This is a genomic window from Arthrobacter sp. TB 26 (assembly GCF_000427315.1).
GTDB lineage: Bacteria > Actinomycetota > Actinomycetes > Actinomycetales > Micrococcaceae > Arthrobacter.
This window is the reverse complement of record NZ_AUPJ01000159.1, coordinates 1-5,624: the sequence shown is the minus strand read 5'-3', so window position 1 is coordinate 5,624 and position 5,624 is coordinate 1. Positions and strand designations below refer to the sequence as shown.

At 65.1% G+C, this 5,624-nt stretch carries 5 protein-coding genes; 2 read left to right on the top strand and 3 right to left on the bottom strand.

All coding sequences use genetic code 11. The annotated features are described in order from the left end of the window. Both pcrA and K789_RS0105415 read right to left on the bottom strand, forming a co-directional pair. A partial coding sequence (pcrA, locus tag K789_RS0105420) for a DNA helicase PcrA (RefSeq protein WP_024365873.1) occupies positions 1–2,176 on the bottom strand: 2,176 nt, incomplete at its 3' end. A gap of 327 nt (positions 2,177–2,503) precedes the next feature. Continuing rightward, positions 2,504–3,349: an inositol monophosphatase family protein gene (locus K789_RS0105415; protein ID WP_024365872.1), complete on the bottom strand. Its 846-nt coding sequence runs from the start codon at positions 3,347–3,349 to the stop codon at positions 2,504–2,506. 112 nt (positions 3,350–3,461) lie between these two features. Between K789_RS0105415 and K789_RS0105410 the strand changes: the two genes are divergently transcribed. Further along, positions 3,462–4,115: a hypothetical protein gene (locus tag K789_RS0105410; protein ID WP_024365871.1), complete on the top strand. Its 654-nt coding sequence runs from the start codon at positions 3,462–3,464 to the stop codon at positions 4,113–4,115. Between the two features lie 69 nt (positions 4,116–4,184). Here K789_RS0105410 and K789_RS0105405 read toward each other — a convergent pair whose 3' ends face one another. Further along, entirely contained in the window at positions 4,185–5,204 is a 1,020-nt protein-coding gene (locus tag K789_RS0105405; protein ID WP_024365870.1) for a hypothetical protein, read from the bottom strand. A gap of 209 nt (positions 5,205–5,413) precedes the next feature. Between K789_RS0105405 and K789_RS0105400 the strand changes: the two genes are divergently transcribed. Then, on the top strand, positions 5,414–5,599 hold the full coding sequence (locus K789_RS0105400) for a hypothetical protein (RefSeq protein ID WP_024365869.1): 186 nt from the start codon (positions 5,414–5,416) through the stop codon (positions 5,597–5,599). The last annotated feature ends 25 nt before the right edge of the window (positions 5,600–5,624 follow it).

The following is a 5,624-nucleotide window of genomic DNA, read 5'->3' as shown; positions in this document are numbered from 1 at the left end:
AGCCTTCGCGCTTCCACTCCACCAGTTCGGCGGGGATTTCCTCGATGAACTGGCTGGCGGGGTTGTACTGGCTCTGGCCCCACATGCTGCGGACCTCGGACCGGGTCAGATACAGGCGCTTCCGCGCCCGGGTCAGGCCCACGTAGGCCAGCCGGCGTTCCTCGGCCAGTTCCTTGGGGTCGGTGGCGGAGCGTTGGTGCGGGAACAGCCCATGTTCCATACCGGTCAGGAAAACCACCGGGAACTCCAGCCCTTTGGCGGTGTGCAGGGTCATCAGGGTGACAACGCCGAGCCGCTTGGCTTCGGCGACGGCGGCGGCCAGCTGGTCCGCGCTCCCCGCCGGCGCATCCGGAATCTGGTCGGCGTCGGCGACGAGGGAGACGCCTTCCAGGAAGGCGCCGAGCGAGCCCTCGGGGTTGTCGCGCTCGTATTCACGCACGACGGCGACCAGTTCGGCGAGGTTCTCCACCCGGGACTCGTCCTGCGGGTCGGAGCTGGAACGGAGTGTTGCGAGGTAGCCGGTCTGTTCCAGGACGGCTTCGAGGGCCGCCGCCGCGCCGGAGCCGGACGCCACCTCGGCGAGGTCGTCGAGGAGCTTCACGAAGCCCTGGACTGCGTTGACGGAACGGGTGGCCATGCCGGGTGCCTCGTCGGCGCGGCGGGCCGCTGCCATAAAGGAGATCCGGTCGCGCTGCGCGAGGGAGGCCACCGCACCCTCGGCCCGGTCGCCGATGCCGCGCTTGGGCTCGTTCAGGATGCGGCGCAGGTTGACGTCGTCGTCCGGGTTGACCAGGACCCGCAGGTAGGCGAGCGCGTCCTTGATTTCCTTGCGCTCGTAGAACCGGGTGCCGCCGACCACCTTGTACGGGAGTCCGACGCGGACCAGGACATCCTCGATCGAGCGGGACTGGGCGTTGGTGCGGTAGAAGATCGCGACGTCACCGGGGCGCAGGTCGCCCTCGTCCTGCAGCCGGTCGATTTCCTTGGCGATGAACTGGGCTTCGTCGTGTTCGTTCTCGCCGACATAGCCGATGATCTTCTCGCCGTCGCCCTCCGCCGTCCAGAGCCGTTTCTCCGGCCGGTTGGGGTTGCGGGAGATGACCGAGTTGGCGGCGCTGAGGATTGTCTGGGTGGAGCGGTAGTTCTGCTCGAGCTTGATGGTGCGGGCGTCGGGGTAGTCCTTTTCGAACTCCACGATGTTGCGGATGTCGGCGCCGCGGAAGGCGTAGATGGACTGGTCCGAGTCGCCAACGACGGTCAGCTCCGCCGAGCCGGGGCCTTCGCCGACGATCTCGCGCACGAGGGCGTACTGGGCGTGGTTGGTGTCCTGGTATTCGTCGACGAGGACGTGCCGGAAGCGGCGGCGGTAGGACTCGGCGAGCGCCGGGAAGGCGCGGAACATGTAGACCGTCTCGGCGATCAGGTCATCGAAGTCCATGGCGTTGGCCTGGCGCAGCCGCTGCGTGTAGCCCTTGAAGACCTCGGCGACGGCCTGTTCGAAGGGGTCGTTGTGGTTGGCGCTGGAGGAGTAGCTGTCCGCGTCGATCAGTTCGTTCTTGAGCGCCGAGATCTTGTGCTGGATGGCTTTGGGGGCGAAGCGCTTCGGATCGAGGTCCAGGTTCTTGGCCACGAGCGTGATGAGGCGCAGCGAGTCGGCGGAATCGTAGATCGAGAAGTTGGAGTTCAGGCCGACATTCTTGGCCTCGCGGCGCAGGATCCGGACGCACGAGGAGTGGAACGTGGAGACCCACATGGTCTTGGCCCGGCCGCCGACCAGGGCTTCGACCCGCTCCCGCATTTCGGCGGCAGCCTTGTTCGTGAAGGTGATGGCCAGGATCTCGCCGTGGTGCGCCCGGCGGGTGGCGATCAGGTAGGCAATGCGGTTGCTGAGCACGCGGGTCTTGCCGGAGCCGGCGCCGGCAACGATCAGCAGGGCGCTGCCGGCGTGCTTCACGGCTTCTTCCTGCTGCGGGTTCAATCCCTCGAGGAGCTCCGCCGCACCCGGGAGCGCGGGCTGGTCCCAATCCCCGGCCGGGGTGTTCCCGCGGACGCCGTTTGGCCCGACGCTTTCCGCGGAATCCAGCCCGGCCACGCCCGTTCCGGCAGGCGTTTTCGTGCGCACCGCCGTCTTCGAGGCAGCTGGGAAAGGTCCGTCGGCGTAAGGGTCAAACAACATGTCCATGGTGTTAACAAGTCTAGGCGGTGCCACTGACACCGGCGTCCGCCCCACGGGACATGCCCTCCCCCGCCCGTGGCCACTGGACATAATGCCTACATGCCCACCCGCCGAAGCCAACAATGAGCATGTCCCACGGAGCTCGCCAAACCCCCGGCGGGACATGCCCTCCCCTGCCCGCGGCCACTGGACATAATGCCCACATGCCCACGCGCCGAAGCCAACAATGAGCATGTCCCACGGAGCTCGCAGCGAAGACTGAGCATGTCCAGCTTTGAGCCCCGGGAACCGAGCATGTCCCACGGGCTGGGCCTTCGGCGCCCGCGTCTAAGCTACGGAGCCGGATTCAAGGGCTGCGCGGAGCTGCCGGACGGCCGTCGCACCTCCGGCGACGAACCAGTCCAGTCCGTTGACCCGTACGACGTCGGCGGCGCCCCCGGCGGCGAGGACTATCGCCTTACCCGGCAGCCAATCCCATTCCGGGCAGCTGTGCTGGAACCAGCAGCCCAGTTCGCCGTCGGCCACCCGGCTCAGGTCGCAGGAGCCGGAGCCGAACATGCGCAGCGCGGCGGCGGAGGTCGCTGCGGCGTGCCACGGCATCGCGCACAGCGGGTCGGCGAGCCAGGTGGGATGGATGTAGGTCGCGGCGCCGAGTTCGGACAAGGCTGTGCCGGACCGGCTGGCGCCCGGGGCGAAAGTGGTCAGCCGTTCGCCGTTGAGTGTTGACGGCTGGTCCGTTCCGCCGAGCCAGAGCTTGTCCTCCTCCGGCTGGAAGACCCCGCCGAGCAGCACACCGGCCGAATCCTTGAGGGCAATTGCGGAGCACCAGTAAGTGGAACCGTGCAGGAAATTGTAGGTCCCGTCGACGGGGTCGATAACCCAGGTCCTGCCGCTGGTGCCCGCCACGGAAGCACCCTCTTCGCCGAGGATGCCGTCGTCGGGCCGGCAGCGCTGGAGCTGTTCCAGCACATAGGCCTCGGCGGCGTGGTCTGCGGCCGTGACGACATCGGAAACCGACGTTTTTTGCCGGCCTTCCAGCCCGGCCTGGCGCATGAGCAGCGCCAAGGTCCCGGCCTCACGCACAAGGGCTTCGGCGAGCTGGTAGTCGTCCAGGGCGGGATTGAGTTCAGCGGTGCTGTGCCGGCCGAGCCGGTGCTTTCCTAGTTCGGTCACGCGCTCCAGCCTATCGGCGCCCACCGGCAGTGAACAGGCGGCGGGCGAACCTCGCCGTACCGCGCGTCGGACGACGCCCAGCTTCGCACTCACGCCGGGCGATAATGGAGCCATGGCCAAGACACCCGCACAGCGAATCAAGAAGCACGGCTCGAACGCAGCCGTCCCCCAGCACCAGCTGCCGTCGGTGATCAACCCGAGCACCAGCCGCACCCCGCAGAAGGCGCAGAACAACAGCAACCTGATCCTGATTGCCGGTGTTGTGGCGAGCCTGTTCCTGTTCTGGTACGTGCACCTGCTCACCCTGAACCAGCTCACCCAGCTCAGCGGGGGCATGGCCATGCCCGACTCCCTGATCGGCGGCTTCGACCAAGGCTTCGTGGAGCAACTGCGCCGCGCGATGGACGAGGAAGCCCGCGGACAGCTCAACTACATCCACAAGACGGCCGGCACGCTCTTCCCGCTGATCTTCGGCTTCACCTGGCTGCTGCTCATTGGCACGAATGTGGCCCGCAAGGGACTGCGCTGGGCACTGTGGGCGGTGCCCTTGCTGTTCGCGGCCGTCAGGCTGTGGGGCAACGCGGCCATCGACTCGATGCTGTCTGCAGAAACTGTCGACGCCGGCCAGGTGGCCCTGGCATCGGGCCTCACCGTCGCCGGCTGGGTACTGTTGGTGCTGAGCCTGGTGGTTGGCGGCGCTGCAGTGTTCCTGGGCCGCAAGCGCGCCTCCGCCTCGGCTCCCGCCGTGGGACATGCCCAGTCCTAGCAGCAGACACTGAGCATAATCCCGCCATGTCCATCCGTGACGATCGCGCGAACGCTCAGTCAGCGGGGCTCAGGCCTCATTGGCGAGGTATTCGCGGGCCTGGTCCGCACGCTGTGGTGCGCCCGAAGCCTCAAAGTGCTCCACAGCTTTGAGCAGATGCTGATGGGCGGCCTCCCGGTTTCCCATGGCGGCAGCGGCCCGACCAAGCAATAGGCCAACTTCCCCCAGAATCTGGGGTGAAGGCTTTTCGGCTTCGACAAAAATGTCTTCCAACAAAGCGACAGCAGCGGCGTGGTCGCCTGCCAGGAAGTTCCAGTGAGCACGATTGAGCTTCAATAGAAGATAATCGTTCGCACTGCCGCCGATGACATCCGTTGCCAATTCTGCACGCTCAATGCAGCGAAGCGTGTCGGCATCAGACACATCCGCCGCAAGCCGCATTGCCGCGGATGCCTTATTGAACTTTGCCCAAACATCGAGATTTCTCGTCGGCGAGAAAGTGACGGCCGCCAGTTCGTGATAGTACAAACCCTCGCGGACCTTGCCGCAGAGGAAAGCGACGTTCCCGATCACCCAGTAGGCCTTGCCAAGAAGCTGCTCGTCGATTTCCGCCGATATGGCGTTGGCAAGATTGAGGCTCTCCGCCCAAGCTTCTTCCAGCTTCCCGCTGTCACCTAACGCGGAAATTAGGGCCAGCCCCGCCGTAGCGTTCAGTTCGGTATCAGCCTCATCGCGCACCAGCTTTATTGCGGCCCGGGCTTCCGCTGCGGCAATATCCAACAACCCTGCACCCTGCCATGCTTTAGCCCTAAGAATGTGTGCGTGGGCCTGGAACTGCGGCGTGGTGGATACGGACTCGACAAGAGCCCCTGCAATTTTTGCGCTGGCTTCGAACTCACCAGCTGCCAGTAGACACTCGGCCTGCAGGAAGGTCATGTTCCTCCAGGCCCCGGTATTGCCGTCGCTCAATGCAATCAACGCAGCCCTGCTGGCGCTCCGGGCTGCCTCATCGAAGTCGTGACCGGCCCAGTCTTCCCGGGCCCGCAGTTCAGCGGCCGCGTATGAGGAGGAAACGGCATTTTGCTGCATGATCCAATTATCCGTTGCTTCGAGGGTGAAACCGCAACAAACTCGCTAGCGACGTCTACGCAATATTGGCGCAGTTGTGACTCAGGTACGCGCGATAACACAAAGGTTTACGCTATTCCGAAAATAGAAAGACACGGCGTGTCGAGCTCCCTTATACTTAACTCGTATCACATGAGTCACATCAGCCTCTTAAGTATCAGGAGTCCTACATGAAGAAGACCCTCGCAACACTCCTTGTCGCTGGCGCGCTGGCCGTCGCGGGCCTTTCCGCGGCTTCGGCAATCTCGGCAACCGGAGGAAACTCCGGTCAGGGCTCGGTGGAAGCTGTCAACTGGTGGCCCGACACCACCAAGCCGACAGTCAACTGGTGGCCGGACGCCAAGACCGGCGTCTAAAGCTGCGACGTACAGAGAACGGCGG